The following is a 19,124-nucleotide window of genomic DNA, read 5'->3' as shown; positions in this document are numbered from 1 at the left end:
ACGGAGCGCGCGATGCGGGTTCTCGCCAGTGTCCTTCTCACCGCCGTCACGATCATCCTGGCGCCGGCAGGCGCGCAGGCCGAAGCGCAGCAGCGCATCTGCCTGGACAACGCCACCCCGCCCGCCCCGAGGGCTGCGGCCTGCTCATTCGTCATCACGAATGCGCCGCCCGCCGAGGCCAGGGAACTTGCCCGTGTCTATCTCATCCGCGGCAATGCCAATCTGGCTCTCGGCGTCTACGACCGGGCGGTGGCGGATTTCGACGCGGCGACGAAAGCCCACCCGACCGCCCATGGCCCGTTCAACAGCCGCGGTGTCGCGTTCCTGCGCCAGAAGCAGCTCGATCGCGCCATCACGGAGTTCGATTCTGCGATCCGGCTCAATCCCAACGATCCCCTTGCCTTCACCAACCGCGGCGACGCCTACCGGGACAAGGGCCGCATCGACCGCGCGATGCAGGACTACGACGCCGCGATCGTGATCAATCCAAAGTGGGTCAATGCTTACTTCGGCCGGGCAGCGGCGTTGCAGCAGAAGGCCGGCTCCGATTTCGACGCCTTCGTCAACGAGGGCCGCTTCGAAGAGCTGGCCATCGCGGAATACGGCAAGGTGCTGCAGATCGCGCCGCGACACGCCGGCGCCCTCAGCAACCGCGGCCAGCTACATCATATCTTGCGCAGATACGACCTTGCCATCGCCGACTTCACGCAAGCAATCGAGATCAATCCCGCAAATCCTGCCTTTCTGCGCAACCGCGCGCTGACCTACCGAATGATGCGGCGGTTCGACCTTGCGATCGCGGACTATCGCAACGCGCTCGCGATGACGCAGGATGCCGACGGGCGCAAGCTGATCGGAGAACTGCTGGCTCAGCTCGGCGCCGCCGTCTGAGGCCGTGGCTACACGCCGGCGTCTTACGGAGCACACGCTCGCGCAGCAGCCAACACTCCCGTTGTGCAACGCAACCGGTCATTGAAGCTTCCCGATTATCCCGCGCGGACGGCATCTGTTGCCATTCTGCAGCGCAACCAAATACTCCCATGCATCGGGCTTAGACATGGACGGGTCGTCCAAATCCAAAAAAAGAAAAATTTCTTTCGAAACTCTGTAACCAAATCGCCCGATGCCCCGTAGCTGGTTTCGGATGAGCACTCAAATCGCGGAGGCTAACGGCTTTCGCGAGCCGCCGCGATCTGATTGGCATCCGCTGCTCCCTTAGCGTTGTGCGGGTCGATGATATCAAGGTCATCGAACGCTCACGGCGTCCTATTATCGTCAAGCAATCATCGAGGAGAACGTCATGAAGTTGAATACGAAATCCGGTGCGACGCTCGCGGCCGCCGCTGCCACTTTGTTCCTCGCCGGCGCGGTTGTGTCGACCGGGTCGACATCTGCAAACGCCGCCGCCGGCAAGTGCATGGTCGGCAACGCCTGCAAGGGCCAGAGCGCCTGCAAGGGCGGCTCGAGCGCCTGCAAGGGCCAGAATGCCTGCAAGGGTCAGGGCTTCTCGATGACCACCGAGAAGGCGTGCACCGCCATGGGCGGCAAGTTCGTCAAGGCCTGATCGTCCCGAATTGACGCGAAAAGGGCCCGGCGTCGTGCCGGGCCTTCACGGTTCATTCCAGCCCGGGAATGTTTCACTTAAGCCCGCCGATCATTGAAATAAATTTCGCTCGCCGTGTAACCAAGCCAAATCCGCCGCGTATCTATCCCCGGGTACCATCTGTCGGTCCTGATGTCAGTGGCTTGCGGGTGGTGCACCTTCACACTTCTATCTCGAGGAGACGTCCATGAAGATGACTTCCAAGTCCGGCGCCACGATTGCCGCCGCTGCAGCCACGCTGTTCCTGGCTGGCGCGACGATGTCGACCGTCACCTACGCCGCCGGCGAAGGCAAATGCGTCGGCGCCAACGCCTGCAAGGGCCAGAGCGCCTGCAAGAGCGGCGCGAGCGCCTGCAAGGGTCAGAACGCCTGCAAGGGTCAGGGCTTTTCGGCCATGACCAAGGAGAAGTGCGACGCCGCCAAGGGCAAGTATTCGCCCGCCTGATCGAGGCTATCCGGAAAGGGGGGCGCCGGTGTATGCCGGGCCCCCTTTCCATGATAATTTGAGGCAATACCCATCGCCCGATCGCGATGCGCGAAGCGGAGACGACATGAACGTCGCGAGCAGATTGCCCAACTCCCCGGCGGCGCTTGGGCGTCCGTTGCAGTCGGATAAGCCACCCTTCCTTGGCTTCGGGCTCGGCCTGCGCGCGCAACACTACGACGAGATCCTGAGCGGAAACCCGCCGATCGACTGGTTCGAAGTCATCAGCGAAAACTACATGCTGCCCGGCGGCCAGCCGCTGCGCGTACTTGACCGGATTTGCGAACGCTATCCCGTCGTGATGCACGGCGTGTCGCTGTCGATCGCATCGACCGCGCCGCCGAATTTCGAATATCTGCAGGGCCTGAAAGATCTCGCTGTGCGAGTCGAGCCAAAATGGATCTCCGACCATTTGTGCTGGACCGGCGTCCACGGCAAGAACCTGCACGATCTGTTGCCGATCCCCTACACCAATGAGGCGCTCGACCACGTCGTCAGCCGCGTGCAGTTGGTGCAGGATTTCCTCGGCCGCGCCATCGTGCTCGAGAACGTCTCGACCTATGTCCAGTTCAACAATTCCGAAATGACGGAATGGGAATTCCTCGCCGAATTGTCGCGCCGTTCCGGTTGCTGGCTGCTGTTCGACATCAACAACGTCTATGTCAGCGCCTTCAACCACGGCTATGACCCCATGACCTTCCTGAACGGGATTCCAGCGGACCGCGTCGTGCAGTTCCACATGGCCGGCCACAGCCACATGGGCACCCACATCATCGACACCCATGATCATCCCGTCTGCGAAGACGTCTGGGATCTCTATGTCGCGGCCATCAAGCGCTTCGGCCGGGTCTCGACCATGATCGAGCGCGACGCCAACATCCCGCCGCTCGACGAACTGCTCGTGGAAGTGAACCGCACCCGCGAGATCGCGGAGAAGGTCTTAGCCCAATTGGACAAGAACTTGGGCAAGCAGGCGAGATGAGCGACTTCGCGCGGCAACAGGCGGATTTCCAGCGCGGCATCCTGACCGGCGACGACACGGTGCTCACCGAAATCCTCGACAGCCCCCGCGAGAAACGCGAGACGCTGTACGGCGTCTATCGCTACGCCTACGGCTCGCGGCTGGTGGAGGCGCTTCGTAACGACCACGCGTTGCTGCATTCGTATCTCGGCGATGAGGCGTTCGACGAGATGGGCCATGCCTATGTCAAGGCGCGCCCCTCAGAACATCCGAACCTGCGCTGGTTTTCGCAAGGCCTGCCGGAGTTTTTGAGATCGGCAGAACCCTATTGCAACCATCCTGTTCTTGCTGATCTCGCAGCGCTGGAGAAAGCGCTCAACGACGCCTTCGACGCCGCGGAAGGCCCGGTGCTTGAACTGACCGCCATGGCTTCGTTTGCGCCGGAGCAATGGAACGATCTCAAGTTCCAGCCGCACCTCAGCGCGACCAGGCTCGATTTGTCGACCAACGCCTCCGCGGTCTGGCTGGCGCTCAAGAATGACGAGACGCCGCCGGATGCGGCCAAGCTGGAAGAACCGGCGCGCATCCTGGTCTGGCGCCAGGACACCACGCCAATGTTCCGCGAACTTGCCCCTGAAGAAGCGATGATGTGGGACGAGGCCGCGAGCGGCATTCCGTTCGGCGTGCTCTGCGAGATGTTGGCTACCTATGACGATCCCGATGGCGCGGCGGCACGCGGCGCGGGCTATCTGCATGGCTGGATTACTTCGGGCAACCTGACGGCGGTTTCCACCTGATAACAGAGGCCCGAGACATGGGCACCGATACCGATCACCATTTTATCGAGCGTATGACATGGGACGAAGTCGCGCGGCACATCGCTAATGGTGCTGCGGCGATACTGCCCGTTGGCGCGGCCGCCAAGGAGCATGGTTTCCACCTCCCTCTCAATACCGACCGCATCCAAGCCGAATGGCTTGCGAGCCAACTCGCCGAACGGATCGACGCACTGATCTGGCCGACGCTGGCTTACGGATACTATCCCGCCTTCGTCGCCTATGCGGGCAGCTGCAGTCTTTCGAGCGCGACCTTCGAAGCCGTCGTGCATGAGATCGCGGAAGGCATTCTCGGCAGCGGGTGCCGAAAGCTGTTCGTTCTCAACACCGGGATCAGTACGCTGGCACCGGTCGAGCGCGCTTTGGCGCGGCTTGATGCCGGCAAGGTCACGCATCTGCGCATCCATGAAGGCCCGCGCTATCGCCAGGCCGCCGAACGGCTGGCCGAACAGAGCCATGGCAGCCACGCCGACGAACTCGAGACGTCATTGATGCTGGCGCTGGTGCCACACCTCGTCGATATGGCACGCGCCGAGCCGAGCCCGGCCATCGGAAAGGAGGCGCCCGGCCCGCTGACACCGGTGGATACGAACTCGCCGAATTACAGCCGCTCGGGCAGCTATGGCGACCCGACCTTGGCGACGTCGGCCAAGGGCGAAATCCTGCTCGCCACGATGCTCGACGATCTCAGGGAAAAGGTCGCGGCGTTCGTGACAGACCGAACCGTCGCGCAGCAGCGGCCCGGCACGACCAGAAGCGTGTCGTGATGAAAACCCTCGGCGGCATCGGCTGGATCGTGTTGACCGCCGTCCTCACCGCCATGCCGGCGAGCCTGATTTCGTTCCGCGCCGATGCGCAGTCGGACTATATGCGCGGCGACCGGATGCCGTATGACGCGTTCGACCGGATGCCCAAGACCGACCTCGAAATCGAAGGCGGCACCATCCATGTCGGCTTCGCGCCCGGCGAGATGGCGCTGCCGAGAGAAAAGGTGCTCGACTGGGTCCGGATGTCGGCGAAGGCCGTCGCCACCTATTATGGCCGGTTTCCCGTCGAACAACTGCGGCTGCTGCTGGTGCCGGTCGACGGCGCCCGCATTCGCGGCGGCACGACGTGGGGCTATCGCGGCGCCGCGATCCGCATTCCGCTCGGCCGCGATTCCACCGAGGAGGTTTTGCGGCGCGACTGGGTGATGGTGCACGAGATGGTGCACACCGCCCTGCCCGATCTGAACCATCGCCACACGTGGCTGTCGGAAGGTCTTGCCGTCTATATCGAGCCGGTGGCGCGGGTGCAGGCCGGCGACCTCACGGCAGCGGAAATCTGGCAGGCAATGATGCGCGACATGCCGAAGGGCCTGCCGCAGGCCGGCGATCAGGGCCTCGACAACACCGACACCTGGGGCCGGCGATATTGGGGCGGCGCGATGTTCTGCCTGCTTGCGGACATCGAAATCCGCAAGCGAACGAATAATCGCCTCGGCCTGCAGGACGCCATGCGCGGCGTCCTCGCCGCGGGCGGCAATCATGAAAAGGATTGGTCGCTCGATCGTCTTCTCTCCACCGCCGACAAGGCCGTCGGCGTCGACGTGCTGACGACGCTTCATGGCGAGATGGGTTCAAAGCCCGTGACGCCCGATCTCGCGGGCCTGTGGCGCGACCTCGGCCTGAAGCCGCAGGGCGAAAGCCTCGAGTTCGACGACGCTGCGCCGCTGGCGGCGATCCGCAAAGCGATCACTGCGCCGCGCGCGAAATAGCGCTGCGGCTACGCCGTGCCCAGCGAGGGATGCTGCTTCAGCACGTCGTCACTGATCGATTTGGACTGGATGGCGCGAAACAGCGTTCGCGCGGTCGTGGTGTGATTGGCTTGGAGGCAGAGTTCGAGGATCTGCCGCACGGCGGTGTCTCGCAACAGACCATCGGAAATCTTCATGGCAATTTGCATAGCGGCTTTCGCCGCGCGCTCATAACGTTCGATTTCGGACTTGATTTTCGAACGGTCGGCAGCACCGCTGATCTTTTCCGCACTGCTGGCCGCAGAACGGCAGATTTCCCGTATCTTGTTCGCAGCCTGGAGATCTCCGATCGGCCCCTCGATGGGCTCGTCCCAGATATCCTTGGGTGCGGGAACGTCCTTTTTGAACCATTGCATGGAATCAGCAGCCAGCGCGTTTGCAAGACAAACAATGCGATCGTGCGATCAGCGGCCGCATTCTCATCCGGGAAAATCAATCGATGGTGACATTCCGGCAACAGAGGTTTGCAAATCCGGATCGTTGCTCTTGGCGTGCGGCCGGCCTCCATGAGCTCGGGCGGCCATCTACGAAATGCCCATGGCCTCCGCCGTGACCTCCACGCTTGCCGATCGCTACACTCGAAGGTAGGGCCGCCCAGACGCCGACAGGGAGCAAAAGTTCCACTCGCGAAGCGGGGAGTGCACGGGCCTTCGGGGAATTCGCGGGAGAATTGTGCCCGGCCCTAAACCGTCGGCACGATCTTCCCCGGGTTGAAGATGTTTTGCGGATCGAGCGCCTTCTTCAGCGCGCGCATGGCGTCGATCGCCTCATCACCGAGTTCGGCCTTCAGGTATTTCTGCTTGCCCTGCCCGATGCCGTGTTCGCCGGTGCAGGTGCCGCCCATCGCCTGCGCGCGTTCGACCAGGCGGTGCATGAAATCCTCGCCGCGGGCCATCTCGTCGGCATTGTCGACGTCGCAGACCAGCGAGCAGTGGAAATTGCCGTCGCCGACATGGCCGACGATTGGCGACAGCAGGTTGAGCCGCTTCAGATCTTCTTCAGTCTCGGTGACGCAATCGGCCAGCCGCGAAATCGGCACGCACACATCCGTCGCAACCACGCCGGCGCCGGGACGCAGCGCCTTCACCGACCAATAGGCGTCGTGCCGCGCCTGCCAGAGTTTGGTGCGGTCCTCCGGCTTGGTGGTCCAGGTGAAATCGCCGCCGCCGCATTCACCAGCGATCTCCTTGAAATTCTTCGACTGCTCCGCGACCTCATTGGCGCTGCCGTGGAATTCCAGCAGCAACAAGGGCGTCTCCGGCAGGGTCAATTTCGAATAGGAATTGCAGGCGCGCACCTGCTCGGCGTTGAGCAGCTCGATGCGCGCGACGGGAATGCCGGTTTGAATTGCAAGGATCGTCGCCTGGCAGGCACCGCGCACCGTCTCGAACGAACAGGCGGCGGCCGCGATCGTCTCCGGAATGCCGCGCAGCTTGATGGTGAGTTCGGAGATGATGCCGAGCGTGCCCTCGGCGCCGACAAACAGATGCGTCAGGTCGTAACCGGCGGAGGATTTCTTGGCCCGCGTGCCCGTGGTGATGATCTCGCCGTCGCCGCGCACGACCTTCAGCGCCAGCACGTTGTCGCGCATGGTGCCGTAACGCACCGCGTTGGTGCCGGAGGCGCGGGTCGAGGCCATGCCGCCGAGCGAGGCGTCGGCACCGGGATCGATCGGAAAGAACACGCCCTGGTCGCGCAGATGCTCGTTCAGCGCCTTGCGGGTCACGCCGGGCTGGATCACGCAATCAAGGTCGTCGGCATGGACTGCCAGCACCTTGTTCATGTCGTGCAGATCGATGCAGATGCCGCCGGCCGGCGCGTTGACCTGCCCCTCCAGCGAAGTGCCGGTGCCGAACGCGATGACGGGAACGGTATGCTTGGCGCAGATCCGGACCACATCCTGGATATCGGCGGTTTCCTGCGCCATCACCACGGCATCGGGCGGCTGGGTCGGCAGCCAGGTGGTGGTATGGGCATGCTGTTCGCGCACCGCATGCGAGGTGATCAGCCGGTTACCGAACCGCGCCGCCAGCGCCTCAACGGCGCTTGCCAGCGCCAGCGGTTCCGGCCGCTTCTCATTGCCCGATATCGTCATCGCCACGCAAAATTCCTCCCGGCTTTGAGCGGACCGTGGCAAAGGATATATGAGGGGTCAAGAGAGATCGGCCAAGGGATGGATGATGACGTCAGCTTCAGCCGCCAAAAACAAACTATCCGATATGCCCCTGCCTTCAGCACCGTTCCTGTCGTCGGTGATGCAGATCGAGCCGCAATGGATCGATTACAACGGCCATCTCAACATGGCCTATTACAACGTGATGATGGACCGCGCGATCGACCAGATGTGGCTGCATCTCGGGATCGGCCCCGGCTATTTGAAAGAGCGCCACGGCTCGACCTTCACCGCCGAATGCCATGTGCGGTATTTGCGCGAGATTCACCTCGGCGATCCCGTGCAGGTTACGGTCTATCTGCTCGCGGCCGACGAGAAGCGCATTCACACCTTTGAAGAGCTGCGCCACGCCACCGAGGGCTGGATCTCCGCGACTTCGGAGAACATGACCATTCACATCGACATGAACACGCGCAAGGCCGCGCCGTTTCCGCCCGATATCCGCGCCCGCATCCAGGCGGTGGTGGATAGCCATGCGGCCGTTCCACGTCCTGAGGGCACCGGCCGGAAGGTGGCGATGCCCTCGAAATAGCTTTTGCTATTATGCAGGCGTCATCCTGTCAGGACGACGGAGCGCTAAACCTGTCCCCGTCCGCGCACGAGGCCAACCACCGCCGAGACCAGGAACAGGATGATGGCGATGAAGAAGATCGCCTTGGCAATTTCGACGGAGGCGCCGGCGATGCCGCCGAAGCCCAAAATACCCGCGATCAATGCGACGACCAGAAACGTAACGACCCAGCTCAGCATGACACCACCTCTGTTTGGTTGCGATCGGCGCGGCTAAGAGGATCGCGCCTGCTCATGCCAAAACAATCCGCCCCGGCAGCGATGGTTCCTGGGTGCGAAACCGGGAATATTTGCCAGCAATGCGGAACAAAATCGCGGCGCCTGCGAAATAAGGCGCAGGGATAACGCCGGATTAAACCTGTCAAAACAGCCGGACAGGCCCTATATGGCGCTTAATCCCTGCTAAGAAGGCTCCCCTTCACCGCCTCACGGTGCCATCGTGGGGACAAGACGATTCGCATGACAGAGCCGAGCAAGCTGCCCCATCACGGCGTTCCCGAGCACCAGCCCGCAGCTGGCGGCATCGCCGCGCGTGCGCGCGCCACGGCGGCCCCGCAATATCTCAGCGGGCTCAATCCGGAGCAGCGCGACGCCGTCGTGACGCTGGACGGCCCGGTGCTGGTATTGGCCGGCGCCGGCACCGGCAAGACGCGCGTGCTGACCACCCGCATCGCCCATATCCTGAGCCAGGGCCGGGCGCGGCCGCACGAAATCCTCTCCGTGACCTTCACCAACAAGGCCGCGCGCGAGATGAAGCTGCGGCTCGGCCAGATGCTCGGCCAGGCCGTCGAGGGTATGCCGTGGCTTGGTACCTTCCACTCGATCGGCGGACGCATCCTGCGCTACCACGCCGAACTGGTGCAGCTGAAATCCAATTTCACCGTGCTCGACGTCGACGACCAGGTCCGCCTGCTCAAGCAGTTGCTGCAGGCCGAGAACATTGACGACAAGCGCTGGCCGGCGCGAATGCTGGCCGGGCTGATCGACGGCTGGAAGAACCGCGGCCTGACGCCGGCGCAGGTGCCTGCGGGCGAAGCCGCGGTGTTCGGCAATGGCAAGGGCGGCAAGCTCTACGCCAGCTATCAGGAGCGGCTGAAGATCCTCAACGCCGCCGATTTCGGCGATCTGCTGCTGGAGAACATCCGCCTGTTCCGCGAGCACCCCGATGTGCTCCGGCAATACCAGACCCGTTTCAAGTTCATCCTGGTCGACGAATATCAGGACACCAATGTCGCGCAATATCTGTGGCTGCGGCTGCTGTCGCAGGCGCCGGGTAAACCGGGCGTGCCGTTGTCTTCCGTCATCCCCGGCGCACCTGCCACCTCCGTTATTCCGGCAACCACCTCCTCCGTCATTCCGGGGCGCGTCGAAGACGCAAACCCGGAATCTCGAAGTGAAGAGGACTCATCTCGGGATTCCGGGTTCGCGCCTGTCGGCGCGCCCCGGAATGACGAGGGGACTGCCCTGCCCGCGATGGCCGCGCCGAAAAACATCTGCTGCGTCGGCGACGACGACCAATCGATCTATGGCTGGCGCGGTGCCGAGGTCGACAACATCCTGCGCTTCGAGCACGATTTTCCCGGCGCCAAGGTTATCAGGCTCGAACGCAATTACCGCTCCACCGGTCATATCCTCGCCGCCGCCTCGCATCTGATCGCGCATAATGAAGGCCGGCTCGGCAAGACGCTGCGCACCGAGGATGTCGACGGCGAGAAGGTAACCGTAACCGGGTCCTGGGATTCCGAAGAGGAAGCCCGCGCCATCGGCGAGGAGATCGAGGAACTGCAGCGCGCCGGCGACAACCTCAACGAGGTCGCGATCCTGGTGCGGGCCTCGTTCCAGATGCGCGAGTTCGAAGATCGCTTCGTCACCCTCGGCCTGCCCTATCGCGTGATCGGCGGTCCAAGGTTTTACGAGCGCGCCGAGATCCGCGACGCGCTGGCGTATTTGCGCGTGATCAATTCGCCGGCCGACGATCTCGCCTTCGAGCGCATCGTCAATGTGCCCAAGCGCGGGCTCGGCGATGCCACCGTACAGATGCTGCACGATCACGCCCGCAAGCGCCGCATTCCGCTGTTCGAGGCCGCCCGCGCCGTGGTCGAGACCGATGAGCTGAAGCCGAAGGCGCGCGGCTCCTTGCGCGATCTCATCCTGCATTTCGACCGCTGGCGCGCCCAGCGCGAGGTGACCGCGCATACGGAGCTCGCCGAAATCGTGCTCGACGAGAGCGGCTACACCGAGATGTGGCAGAAGGACCGCTCCGCGGATGCCGCCGGACGGCTCGATAACCTCAAGGAGCTGGTGCGCTCGATGGAGGAGTTCGAGAACCTGCAGGGTTTCCTCGAACACATCTCGCTGGTGATGGACCGCGACGGCGGCGCCGAGGACGAGGCCGTCTCGCTGATGACGCTGCATTCGGCCAAAGGCCTCGAATTCGACAACGTGTTCCTGCCCGGCTGGGAGGAAGGCCTGTTTCCGAGCCAGCGCACGCTCGACGAACAGGGCCGCGCCGGCCTCGAAGAAGAGCGTCGCCTCGCCCATGTCGGGCTGACCCGCGCCCGCCGCCGCGCCAAACTATACTTCGCCACCAACCGCCGCATTCACGGCACCTGGTCGACCACGATCCCGTCGCGCTTCCTCGACGAATTGCCGGCGGACAATGTCGAGATCACGGAATCCAAGGGCGGCTCGGGCTGGGGCGGCAGCGGCGGCTACGGCGCCTCCCGCTTCGACAACGTCGAATCCTTCGGCTCCAGCTACACCACGCCGGGCTGGCAGCGCGCGCAGGCCAATCGCGCCCGCAACAACCAGGGCGGCCGTCACGGCCGCGACGGATTTGAGGAAAGCCAGTCGCCGTTTTCAGATTTGCGCGGCGAAACTGCCAGCGGCTTCTCGCGCACCAAGCGCGGGCCGATGGTGATCGAGGGCGAACTGGTCGCTAAATCCACCGGCACCGTTTCGGAATTCTCGCTCGACGACCGCGTCTTCCACCAGAAATTCGGGTACGGCAACGTCGTGAAGATCGACGGCAACAAGCTCACCATCGCCTTCGAGAAGGCCGGCGAGAAGAAGGTGGTCGATAGTTTCGTGGAACGGGTGTGAAAGACGATCCTTTCCCTTCTCCACTTGTGGGAGAGGAGAGGATTGCCGCCGGTGGCCCGCAAGAGCAAAAGCGACATGCGGGGAACCAGCAGAAAGATCCCGGATATCGCTTCGCTCATCCGGGCTACGACTCCGCTGAAACCCGTTCAAATGCAAACGCTTACCTACCCGCAACTGCGAGTAGAGCTTTCAGATTTCGCGCGCCTGCCCACTTCGTGTGACGCGCATCCTGATCATCCCCCGACGACACTCGGACCGGATAGCGCACCGCACAAGTATTGGTCGCCGACCGCCCATCAGCACGAAACGAAGACCTTGCGCTCGATAGGCCGCGAGTGATCAACTCTCGAACCGGAATGCTCCTGCACGGTTGGAGAAAACATGATGTTCAAGAAGATTGCGATCGTGGCTGGTTTGGGACTGGCGCTATCAGTCACGGCGGAGGCCCAGACACCGCGCAAGGGCGGCACCATTCGGATGACGGCGCCCTATGGCTCGAGTTTCACCAGCATGGACATTCATACGACGCAGCGCGCCCAGGACGAGATCGTCGCCAAGGGCCTGCATCGGTCGCTCTACATTTGGGACTCCGCCGAGGGTAAGCCGGTTCCTGAGCTTGCCAAGGAGGCCATCGTCTCGGGCGGCGGTCTTGTTTATACCTTCAAGTTGCGCGACGACGCTTATTTCCACCATGGTCGCAAGATGACGGCCGACGACGTGATCTGGAGCTACAACCGCATCATGGACGGCGCCAAGGCCTATCCCGGCGCGCGTTTTGTCCGAATGATCGAGGGCGCCTCCGAGGTCGAGAAGGGCAAAGCCAAGGAAATCTCCGGTCTGAAGAAAATCGACGACTTCACGCTCGAAATGAAGCTGACCGAGAAGGTCGATCCAGGTTTCTACTTCTTCACCGCGCTGACTTCGATCTATCCGGCCGACGAGGGCGCCAAGGACAGCTTCATCCAGAAGCCGATCGGCCTTGGGCCGTTCAAGTTTGTCGAGCACGTGCCGGGATCGCGCGTCGTGCTGGAGCGGTTTGACAAGTTCTACAAGCCCGGCAAGCCGTACGCTGACAAAATGATCGTGTCGATCATGGGCGAAGCCGCGGCGCGCGATGTCGCGTTCCGCAACAAGGAAATCGACACCTCGGTGCTCGGGCCCGCGCAGTACGTCGCCTATCAGGCCGACCCCGCCCTCAAGGGTACCATCGTCGAAGTCGCCGAGGTCTTCACGCGCTACATGGGCATCAATCCTTCGTTCAAACCGTTCTCCGACAAGCGGGTGCGGCAGGCCATCAACCATGCGATCGATGCCGATCTGATCATCAGCAAGCTGGTCAAGAACAAGGCCTATCGCGCCACCAGCTGGCTGCCGCTGACCTCCCCCGCCTACGACAAGACCATGAAGCCCTACGCCTTCGATCCCGCGAAAGCAAAGCAGTTGCTCGCGGACGCGGGCTATCCCACCGGCTTTGAATTCGAATGGACGGCGAGCCAGAATGAAAGCTGGGGCCTGCCGATCGTCGAGGCCATCATCCCGATGCTGGACCGGGTGGGCATCAAGGTGAAGGTCAAGCAGGTCGAGACCGCGGTGCTGGCGGAGGTCGCTCGCAAGGGCGAATTCCAGGCCTTCATCTATTCCCAGGCCACCGGCCCGGACCCTCAGGCCGCGCTGAAATGCTTCCACTCGTCGACGCCGCAATCGGCCTGCAACTACACGGCTTTCAAGAACGCGGATTTCGACAAGCTGCTCGATGAGGCCGGGCAGACCGACGACGCCGCCAAGCGCGTCCAGCTGATGCAGAAGGCCAATGCCCTGCTTTATGACGAAGCGCCGGTCTGGTTCTTCAACTACAACAAGGCGGTCATGGCGGTACAGCCGTGGCTGAAGGGGATCCAGTTGAACGCGACCGAACTGACGCACCAGAACGTCGAAGACCTCTGGGTCGCCGAGACCTCGCCCGCCAAGTGACTTGACCTACAAGTGAACTACAAGTGACACGCGCTCTCGCCCTCCCACCATCGTAAAAACGCAAAAAACGATAGAGGGAGGGAGGAACAGGTCTGATGCTTTCGTTCGCGATCCGTCGAATCCTGCAAACCGTTCCGACCGTGCTGGCCGTCGTGCTGGTGATCTTTGTGCTGTTCAGCGTCGTACCGGGCAGCATCATATCGAGCATGAACGATGACGGCCGCGGCCCGACGGACCCGGCGGTGGTGGAGCGCATGAAGAAGCAGCTCGGCCTTGACGATCCCGTCTACATCCGCTTCAGCTCCTACATTGCCAAGCTCGCGACCGGTGATTTCGGGACGTCGTTCCGGACCCGCGAGCCGGTCACGACCATGCTCGCCAAACGAATGTGGCCGACGCTGCAATTGATCTTCGCGTCCATGACGTTTGCGATCGTAATCGGCGTACCGCTGGGGTTCATCGCGGCGCTGCGGCCGGGCAGCTTCGTCGACACGCTCTCGATGGTCCTGGCGGTGTCGGGCCTTTCAATGGCCAAATTCTGGCTCGGGCTGCTGCTGATGTACCTGTTTGCGTTGAAACTCGGCTGGCTGCCGAGTTTCGGCTATGGCGATGGCGGGCTCAAATATCTGATCCTGCCTGCCGTGACCCTCGGCGTCTCGCCGATGGCGCTGCTGGCGCGAACGACGCGCGCCGCGGTTCTCGAGATCATGACTGCGGATTTTGTCCGTACCGCGCGCTCGAAGGGCATGAGCGAGACCCGGGTGGTGAAATGGCATGTGATGCGCAATGCGCTCGTCCTCATTCTCACCACGATCGGCCTGCAATTCGGCGCGTTGATGGGACAGGCGGTCGTTGTCGAGAAACTGTTCTCCTGGCCGGGCATCGGCTCGCTGCTGGTCGACAGTGTGCTGCAGCGCGACCTTCCTGCCGTCCAGGGCTCCATCCTCGTGGTGGTACTGTTCTTTCTGACCATCAATACGATGATCGACCTGCTCTATGCCGTGATCGATCCCAGGATCAGATACGCATGAGGTTAGGGGCCAATCTCGTTATCGGCGGGGCATTGTTCGCGCTTGCGATCTTCGTCGGCCTGCTCGCGCCCTGGCTGGCGCATACCGATCCCGTCATGGATGCCAACCTCTTGAATGCCGAGGAGCCACCGAGCTGGATCTGGTGGTTCGGCACCGATGCGCAGGGCCGCGACATTTATTCCCGCGTCGTGCACGGCGCGCGCATCTCGCTGACGGTCGGCATCGTCTCGCAGCTCGTCAACAGCGTCATCGGCGTGACACTGGGCCTGACGGCGGGCTATTGGGGCGGCTGGTGGGACGATTTCGTCAATGGGCTGACCAATCTCATGCTCGCGATCCCGTCGCTGATCTTTGCGCTGGCCATCATGGCGGTCCTTGGACCCGGCCTGACCAGCCTGCTCATCGCGCTCGGCTTGACCAACTGGTCCTTCACCTGCCGGATCGCACGGGCGTCGACGCTGTCGCTCAAGAGCCAGGGCTATGTGCAGGCCGCAAAAGTGCTCGGCTACGGCGATTTGCGCATCATGATCACCCAGCTACTGCCGAACATGGTCGGCCCGATCATCGTCATCGGCACGCTGGGCATGGGCGGCGCAATACTGGCCGAAGCCGCCCTTTCGTTCCTCGGCCTCGGGGTCCGCCCGCCCTATCCAAGCTGGGGCAGCATGCTCTCGGAAGCCCGCGACCAGATCACGACGGCCCCGTGGCTGTCGATCTTCCCCGGCCTCGCCATCTTCCTGACGGTGCTCGGTCTCAATCTGCTCGGCGACGGCTTGCGTGACGTTCTCGATCCGCAGTCGCGGAGCCGGCGCACATGACGGGGCCCCCTCTGCTCGAAGTCGAGGATCTGCGCATCGATCTCAACTATCGATCCAGCCAGGTTGCGGCGGTCGAGGGCGTTTCGTTCCGCATCGACCGTGGCGAGACTTTTGGACTCGTCGGTGAATCCGGCTGCGGCAAGAGTATTACCGCGCTCGCCTTGATCGGCCTGTTGCGCCAGCCGCTTTCGATCGGCGCCGGCGCCATCCGATTTGACGGCCGGGAAATCCAGAGCCTTTCGGCGGCCGAGCAACGCGCACTGCGCGGCAACCGCATCGCCATGATCTTCCAGGAGCCGATGACGGCGCTCAATCCGGTCTCGCCCGTGGGCCGGCAGATCGCCGAGATGTTCGTGCTGCATCAGGGCAAGGACTGGCGGGAAGCCAACCGGCTGGCGGTGGAAGCGCTGGCGAGCGTCCGCGTCCCCGCACCCGAACGACGGGTGAAGGATTATCCGCACCAGCTTTCGGGCGGCATGCGCCAGCGCGTGATGATCGCCATCGCCCTCGCATGCGGGCCGGATCTTCTGATCGCCGACGAGCCGACCACCGCGCTCGACGTCACCGTACAGGCGGAGATCATCGAGCTGATGCGCAATCTATGCGCCGAGCGAGGCACCGCCATCTTGATGATCAGCCATGATCTCGGCCTGGTCGCCAATGTGTGCCGCCGCGTCGCCGTCATGTATGCCGGCCGCATCGTCGAGGAGCGCGGCTCGGACGACATCTTCCGCGCCAGCGCGCATCCCTACACGCAAGGCCTGGTCGACTCGCTTCCGCGGCTCGGGAGCCGCGCGGCGCTTGGCCGGACACGGCTGACGGAGATTGCGGGCGTCGTGCCGGCGATCACGGATTTCCCGGACGGCTGCCGGTTCAATCCACGCTGCGCGCGGGCGACCGACGTTTGCCGGACCACCGAGCCGGCGACGACGTTGCTCGGTGCGGGCGGGCTGGTCAGGTGCCATCACCATGCATGAACCGGCGGTAAGACCCGGCGACGATGTCATCCTCAGCGTAGAGGATCTCGCGGTCCATTTTCCCGTTGGTGGCGGCTTGCTGGGCGGCGGCCGGCGGCTGCTCCGTGCGGTCGACGGCGTCGATCTCGAACTGAAGCGCGGCGAGTGCCTCGGTCTTGTCGGCGAATCCGGATGCGGCAAGTCGACTTTGGCGCTTTCGATACTGGGCCTGCAGGCACCGACGCGGGGCCGCATCGTGCTGGACGGACAGGTCGTAACGGGAGGGCGATCGGGCGATCGAAAGGCGCTGGCCCGTATCGTGCAAATCGTGTTTCAGGATCCCTATGCCTCGCTCAATCCGCGCCAGACCGTTCGCCGCACGCTGGAAGACCCGCTGCGCCTGCACGGCGTGACGGCCAAGAGCGAGGTCGACGACCGTGTCGCGGCGATGCTCCGGCATGTCGGCCTGCGGCCCGAACAAGCCGGCCGCTACCCGCATGAATTCTCGGGCGGCCAGCGTCAGCGCATCGGCATCGCCCGCGCGCTGATCCTCAATCCCAGGATTGTCATCTGTGACGAACCCGTATCGGCGCTGGATGTCTCGATCCGCGCCCAGATCATCAATCTGCTGCTGGAACTGAAGGAAACGCTCGGCCTCTCCTACATCATGATCAGCCACGACCTCGGCGTGGTCGAGCACATGAGCGACCGGGTCGCCGTCATGTATCTCGGCCGCATTGTGGAGAGCGGCCACTGGCGCGAGATCTTCGAACGGCCGGCGCACCCGTATACGCAGACCCTGATATCCGCCATTCCCGATCCGCTGCGCCGCGCGCCGCTTGCTACGATACCGGGTGAGCTTCCCAATCCGCTCAATCCGCCGGACGGCTGTGCGTTCAGTCCGCGCTGTCGTTACGCCGAAGCCGTGTGTCGTCGCGAGCCCCGGCCATCGCTCGAAACGCGCCCCGACGGACACGCGGTCCGCTGCTGGCGAGCCGACGAGATTGCCGGTGAGACGGCGCTGGCCGCGACGGAAAACTGAAATACCCAGGACGGTGAGCACGTGACGCTATGAGTCCAAAAACGGGACTTTACCGGAAAACCAGCCATGTCGGTTATTTGCCAGCAACGGACTCGTGCACCGCAGCGGATGGCACAATCATTCGACACACCCTCGCAGCCAACCCCGCTGGCGCGTCGATCAGCCTTGCGGATCGATGAGCACTCCCGGGTTGAGCATGCCTTGCGGATCGAGTTCTCTTTTTGCTGCCCTAAACGCGGCCGCGAAAAGTCCCGGGCGCTGCCGATCGTACCAGGGCCGATGATCACGGCCAACAGCGTGATGATGCGTGATAGTACCACCCGCCTCAATCAGCGCATCGCTGGCCGCATTCTTGATCGCCTGCCACTGCTCCAGAAGAGCACCGTGGCGGCCGAGTGCGTGGAAGGAGAAATACGGTGCGGGCCCGTCCGGATAGACATGGGTGAAGCGGCATGTGACCTCGCCTTTTACGCCAGTCGCCTGGAGGATCGCACGCTCCGTCGCCGCCTTCACTTCATCGTGGAAACTTTCGAACCGATCCCAGGTGATAGCGGTCTCAAAGGTGTCATTGATGAGACCGGCCGGCGTCAGAAACTCGCGCGCATAGGGCATACGAATGAATGCATTGCGCCAGATTCCTGCCGTGCCTTCGAGATGTGCATCGCCGGCCTTTGCGACCTCCGGCGTCCCGCCATGGTCGGCGCAGCATTCGAGCGCGCGTGCCATCCAGGCGTCCGGTGAATGGTCGCCGGATTCAAAGCCCAGCACCATGATCGCGACGCTGCCATCGGCGGCGCCGGTGTTGAATGCCTCTTGCGCGTCAAGGATGCGGCAGTTCGATGGATAGAGGCCGGCCTGTGCGACGGCGCGCAGCGCGCGCGCCGCACCGAAGAACGAATGGAAACGAACCGATGCGCCGGCACGGAATTTCGGGCGTGGCTGCAATCGCATCCAGGCGCGCGAAATCACCCCGAGCGTGCCTTCCGAGCCGATGAACATGCGGTCGGGGCTCGGTCCGGCACCCGATCCCGGCAAGCGGCGCGTTTCCAGCACGCCGCGCGGGGTTACGACGCGCAGGCTTTCGACGAAATCGTCAATATGCGTGTAGAGACTAGCGAAATGGCCGCCCGATCGCGTCGCGATCCACCCGCCAAGGGTTGAATATTCGAAACTCTGTGGAAAATGCCGTAACGTGAGCCCATGCGGCTTAAGCTGGCTCTCCAGGGATGGACCATAGGCACCACCTTCGATCAGTGCGGCGCGCGATATCTGATCCACCTCGATAACCTTACCGAGATTACGGAGGTCAAGAGTGATCGCTGCCTTATAGCGAAGCCCGTCGACTCGCGACTCGACACCGCCGCAGACACTCGACCCGCCCCCGAATGGCGTAAGCGAGGCGCTGGCACCACCGGCCCAATCCATCACAGCGGAAATCTCTGCTTCGTTGCGTGGATAGGCGACCACGTCGGGCGCGCTGTCGTAGTCGCCGAGCATGGCTCGCACGTAGTCTGGATAGGATTTGCCCTACGCGTGCGCGACGCGATCGTAGCGTTCGCTCGTGCAGAAAGCGGCAAGCGAGGCCGGCGGCGCCACGCGCGGCGCGCGTAGCGCCAGGTCCTCGAGACGCGGGACAGCTTTTGTCTCGAATGCATCGCGTGCAAATTTTGCGCGGTAACGGCCGAGCACAAAGGCCTGCTCCTCAGCAGTCATGCCTTCGTCTTCGCGGCCCCAACCGTAATGTTTTAGCCTCGCATCGCTCATGGCTTCCTCGTTCTGTTT

17 protein-coding genes and 1 pseudogene are annotated in these 19,124 nt (G+C 63.1%); 14 read left to right on the top strand and 4 right to left on the bottom strand.

All coding sequences use genetic code 11. From position 1 onward, the window contains the following. Positions 1 to 12 precede the first annotated feature (12 nt). The 7 genes from JQ574_RS14870 (at position 13) to JQ574_RS14840 (ending at position 5,640) form a co-directional block, all read left to right on the top strand. On the top strand, positions 13 to 891 hold the full coding sequence (locus tag JQ574_RS14870) for a tetratricopeptide repeat protein (RefSeq protein WP_212206958.1): 879 nt from the start codon (positions 13 to 15) through the stop codon (positions 889 to 891). Between the two features lie 409 nt (positions 892 to 1,300). Beyond that, the gene (locus tag JQ574_RS14865; RefSeq protein WP_212001595.1) at positions 1,301 to 1,564 is read left to right on the top strand and encodes a hypothetical protein; all 264 of its coding nucleotides are present in this window, start codon (positions 1,301 to 1,303) and stop codon (positions 1,562 to 1,564) included. A gap of 226 nt (positions 1,565 to 1,790) precedes the next feature. Further along, positions 1,791 to 2,048: a hypothetical protein gene (locus tag JQ574_RS14860; RefSeq protein ID WP_192738016.1), complete on the top strand. Its 258-nt coding sequence runs from the start codon at positions 1,791 to 1,793 to the stop codon at positions 2,046 to 2,048. A 106-nt stretch (positions 2,049 to 2,154) separates the two neighbouring features. Continuing rightward, positions 2,155 to 3,069, top strand: a complete 915-nt coding sequence (locus JQ574_RS14855; RefSeq protein ID WP_212206957.1) for a DUF692 domain-containing protein — start codon at positions 2,155 to 2,157, stop codon at positions 3,067 to 3,069. Beyond that, on the top strand, positions 3,066 to 3,845 hold the full coding sequence (locus JQ574_RS14850; RefSeq protein ID WP_212206956.1) for a DNA-binding domain-containing protein: 780 nt from the start codon (positions 3,066 to 3,068) through the stop codon (positions 3,843 to 3,845). Before JQ574_RS14855 ends, JQ574_RS14850 begins: the two co-directional genes overlap by 4 nt. A 17-nt stretch (positions 3,846 to 3,862) precedes the next feature. Continuing rightward, positions 3,863 to 4,651 (top strand): creatininase family protein, encoded by a 789-nt coding sequence (locus JQ574_RS14845; protein ID WP_212206955.1) that lies wholly within the window; start codon positions 3,863 to 3,865, stop codon positions 4,649 to 4,651. Beyond that, positions 4,651 to 5,640, top strand: a complete 990-nt coding sequence (locus JQ574_RS14840) for a hypothetical protein (RefSeq protein ID WP_249119372.1) — start codon at positions 4,651 to 4,653, stop codon at positions 5,638 to 5,640. Before JQ574_RS14845 ends, JQ574_RS14840 begins: the two co-directional genes overlap by 1 nt. 8 nt (positions 5,641 to 5,648) lie before the next feature. On the opposite strand, the gene JQ574_RS14835 is transcribed toward JQ574_RS14840, so the two are convergent. Beyond that, complete coding sequence (locus tag JQ574_RS14835; RefSeq protein WP_212206954.1) at positions 5,649 to 6,035, bottom strand: hypothetical protein; 387 nt, start codon at positions 6,033 to 6,035, stop codon at positions 5,649 to 5,651. A 326-nt stretch (positions 6,036 to 6,361) separates the two neighbouring features. After that, positions 6,362 to 7,774, bottom strand: coding sequence for an FAD-linked oxidase C-terminal domain-containing protein (locus JQ574_RS14830; RefSeq protein ID WP_249119371.1), 1,413 nt, complete (start codon positions 7,772 to 7,774; stop codon positions 6,362 to 6,364). Between the two features lie 124 nt (positions 7,775 to 7,898). Between JQ574_RS14830 and JQ574_RS14825 the strand changes: the two genes are divergently transcribed. After that, positions 7,899 to 8,384: a thioesterase family protein gene (locus JQ574_RS14825; RefSeq protein WP_212206952.1), complete on the top strand. Its 486-nt coding sequence runs from the start codon at positions 7,899 to 7,901 to the stop codon at positions 8,382 to 8,384. Between the two features lie 44 nt (positions 8,385 to 8,428). Here the strand turns inward: JQ574_RS14825 and JQ574_RS14820 are convergent, their stop codons facing one another. Beyond that, on the bottom strand, positions 8,429 to 8,602 hold the full coding sequence (locus JQ574_RS14820; protein ID WP_192738021.1) for a DUF1328 domain-containing protein: 174 nt from the start codon (positions 8,600 to 8,602) through the stop codon (positions 8,429 to 8,431). 279 nt (positions 8,603 to 8,881) lie between these two features. Here JQ574_RS14820 and JQ574_RS14815 point away from each other — a divergent pair, with 279 nt between their 5' ends. From JQ574_RS14815 to JQ574_RS14790, 6 genes are all read left to right on the top strand, one after another. Beyond that, a complete protein-coding gene (locus tag JQ574_RS14815; protein WP_212206951.1) occupies positions 8,882 to 11,524 on the top strand; it encodes an ATP-dependent helicase in 2,643 nt (880 codons plus the stop codon). Between the two features lie 381 nt (positions 11,525 to 11,905). Then, on the top strand, positions 11,906 to 13,495 hold the full coding sequence (locus JQ574_RS14810; RefSeq protein ID WP_212206950.1) for an ABC transporter substrate-binding protein: 1,590 nt from the start codon (positions 11,906 to 11,908) through the stop codon (positions 13,493 to 13,495). Between the two features lie 95 nt (positions 13,496 to 13,590). Then, complete coding sequence (locus JQ574_RS14805; RefSeq protein WP_212206949.1) at positions 13,591 to 14,526, top strand: ABC transporter permease; 936 nt, start codon at positions 13,591 to 13,593, stop codon at positions 14,524 to 14,526. Next, entirely contained in the window at positions 14,523 to 15,344 is an 822-nt protein-coding gene (locus JQ574_RS14800; RefSeq protein ID WP_212206948.1) for an ABC transporter permease, read from the top strand. Before JQ574_RS14805 ends, JQ574_RS14800 begins: the two co-directional genes overlap by 4 nt. Continuing rightward, positions 15,341 to 16,321, top strand: a complete 981-nt coding sequence (locus JQ574_RS14795; RefSeq protein WP_212206947.1) for an ABC transporter ATP-binding protein — start codon at positions 15,341 to 15,343, stop codon at positions 16,319 to 16,321. Before JQ574_RS14800 ends, JQ574_RS14795 begins: the two co-directional genes overlap by 4 nt. After that, positions 16,314 to 17,342 (top strand): ABC transporter ATP-binding protein, encoded by a 1,029-nt coding sequence (locus tag JQ574_RS14790; RefSeq protein WP_212206946.1) that lies wholly within the window; start codon positions 16,314 to 16,316, stop codon positions 17,340 to 17,342. Before JQ574_RS14795 ends, JQ574_RS14790 begins: the two co-directional genes overlap by 8 nt. A gap of 159 nt (positions 17,343 to 17,501) precedes the next feature. Here JQ574_RS14790 and JQ574_RS14785 read toward each other — a convergent pair. After that, a pseudogene (locus JQ574_RS14785) lies at positions 17,502 to 19,106 on the bottom strand (FAD-binding oxidoreductase). Positions 19,107 to 19,124 lie beyond the last annotated feature (18 nt).

Source organism: Bradyrhizobium sp. AUGA SZCCT0158, assembly GCF_018130065.1.
Taxonomy (GTDB): domain Bacteria; phylum Pseudomonadota; class Alphaproteobacteria; order Rhizobiales; family Xanthobacteraceae; genus Bradyrhizobium.
Note: the sequence above shows the minus strand (reverse complement) of the source record. Positions and strands in the feature narration are given on the sequence as shown.

Excerpts from the sequence above, each read along its gene's own strand:
- JQ574_RS14855 (WP_212206957.1), top strand. The coding sequence starts at position 2,155 with ATGAACGTCGCGAGCAGATTGCCCAACTCCCCGGCGGCGCTTGGGCGT.
- JQ574_RS14830 (WP_249119371.1), bottom strand. The coding sequence starts at position 7,774 with ATGACGATATCGGGCAATGAGAAGCGGCCGGAACCGCTGGCGCTGGCA.
- JQ574_RS14795 (WP_212206947.1), top strand. The coding sequence starts at position 15,341 with ATGACGGGGCCCCCTCTGCTCGAAGTCGAGGATCTGCGCATCGATCTC.
- JQ574_RS14810 (WP_212206950.1), top strand. The coding sequence starts at position 11,906 with ATGATGTTCAAGAAGATTGCGATCGTGGCTGGTTTGGGACTGGCGCTA.
- JQ574_RS14825 (WP_212206952.1), top strand. The coding sequence starts at position 7,899 with ATGCCCCTGCCTTCAGCACCGTTCCTGTCGTCGGTGATGCAGATCGAG.
- JQ574_RS14860 (WP_192738016.1), top strand. The coding sequence starts at position 1,791 with ATGAAGATGACTTCCAAGTCCGGCGCCACGATTGCCGCCGCTGCAGCC.
- JQ574_RS14840 (WP_249119372.1), top strand. The coding sequence starts at position 4,651 with ATGAAAACCCTCGGCGGCATCGGCTGGATCGTGTTGACCGCCGTCCTC.
- JQ574_RS14870 (WP_212206958.1), top strand. The coding sequence starts at position 13 with ATGCGGGTTCTCGCCAGTGTCCTTCTCACCGCCGTCACGATCATCCTG.
- JQ574_RS14845 (WP_212206955.1), top strand. The coding sequence starts at position 3,863 with ATGGGCACCGATACCGATCACCATTTTATCGAGCGTATGACATGGGAC.
- JQ574_RS14815 (WP_212206951.1), top strand. The coding sequence starts at position 8,882 with ATGACAGAGCCGAGCAAGCTGCCCCATCACGGCGTTCCCGAGCACCAG.
- JQ574_RS14790 (WP_212206946.1), top strand. The coding sequence starts at position 16,314 with ATGCATGAACCGGCGGTAAGACCCGGCGACGATGTCATCCTCAGCGTA.
- JQ574_RS14820 (WP_192738021.1), bottom strand. The coding sequence starts at position 8,602 with ATGCTGAGCTGGGTCGTTACGTTTCTGGTCGTCGCATTGATCGCGGGT.
- JQ574_RS14805 (WP_212206949.1), top strand. The coding sequence starts at position 13,591 with ATGCTTTCGTTCGCGATCCGTCGAATCCTGCAAACCGTTCCGACCGTG.
- JQ574_RS14865 (WP_212001595.1), top strand. The coding sequence starts at position 1,301 with ATGAAGTTGAATACGAAATCCGGTGCGACGCTCGCGGCCGCCGCTGCC.
- JQ574_RS14835 (WP_212206954.1), bottom strand. The coding sequence starts at position 6,035 with ATGCAATGGTTCAAAAAGGACGTTCCCGCACCCAAGGATATCTGGGAC.
- JQ574_RS14800 (WP_212206948.1), top strand. The coding sequence starts at position 14,523 with ATGAGGTTAGGGGCCAATCTCGTTATCGGCGGGGCATTGTTCGCGCTT.
- JQ574_RS14850 (WP_212206956.1), top strand. The coding sequence starts at position 3,066 with ATGAGCGACTTCGCGCGGCAACAGGCGGATTTCCAGCGCGGCATCCTG.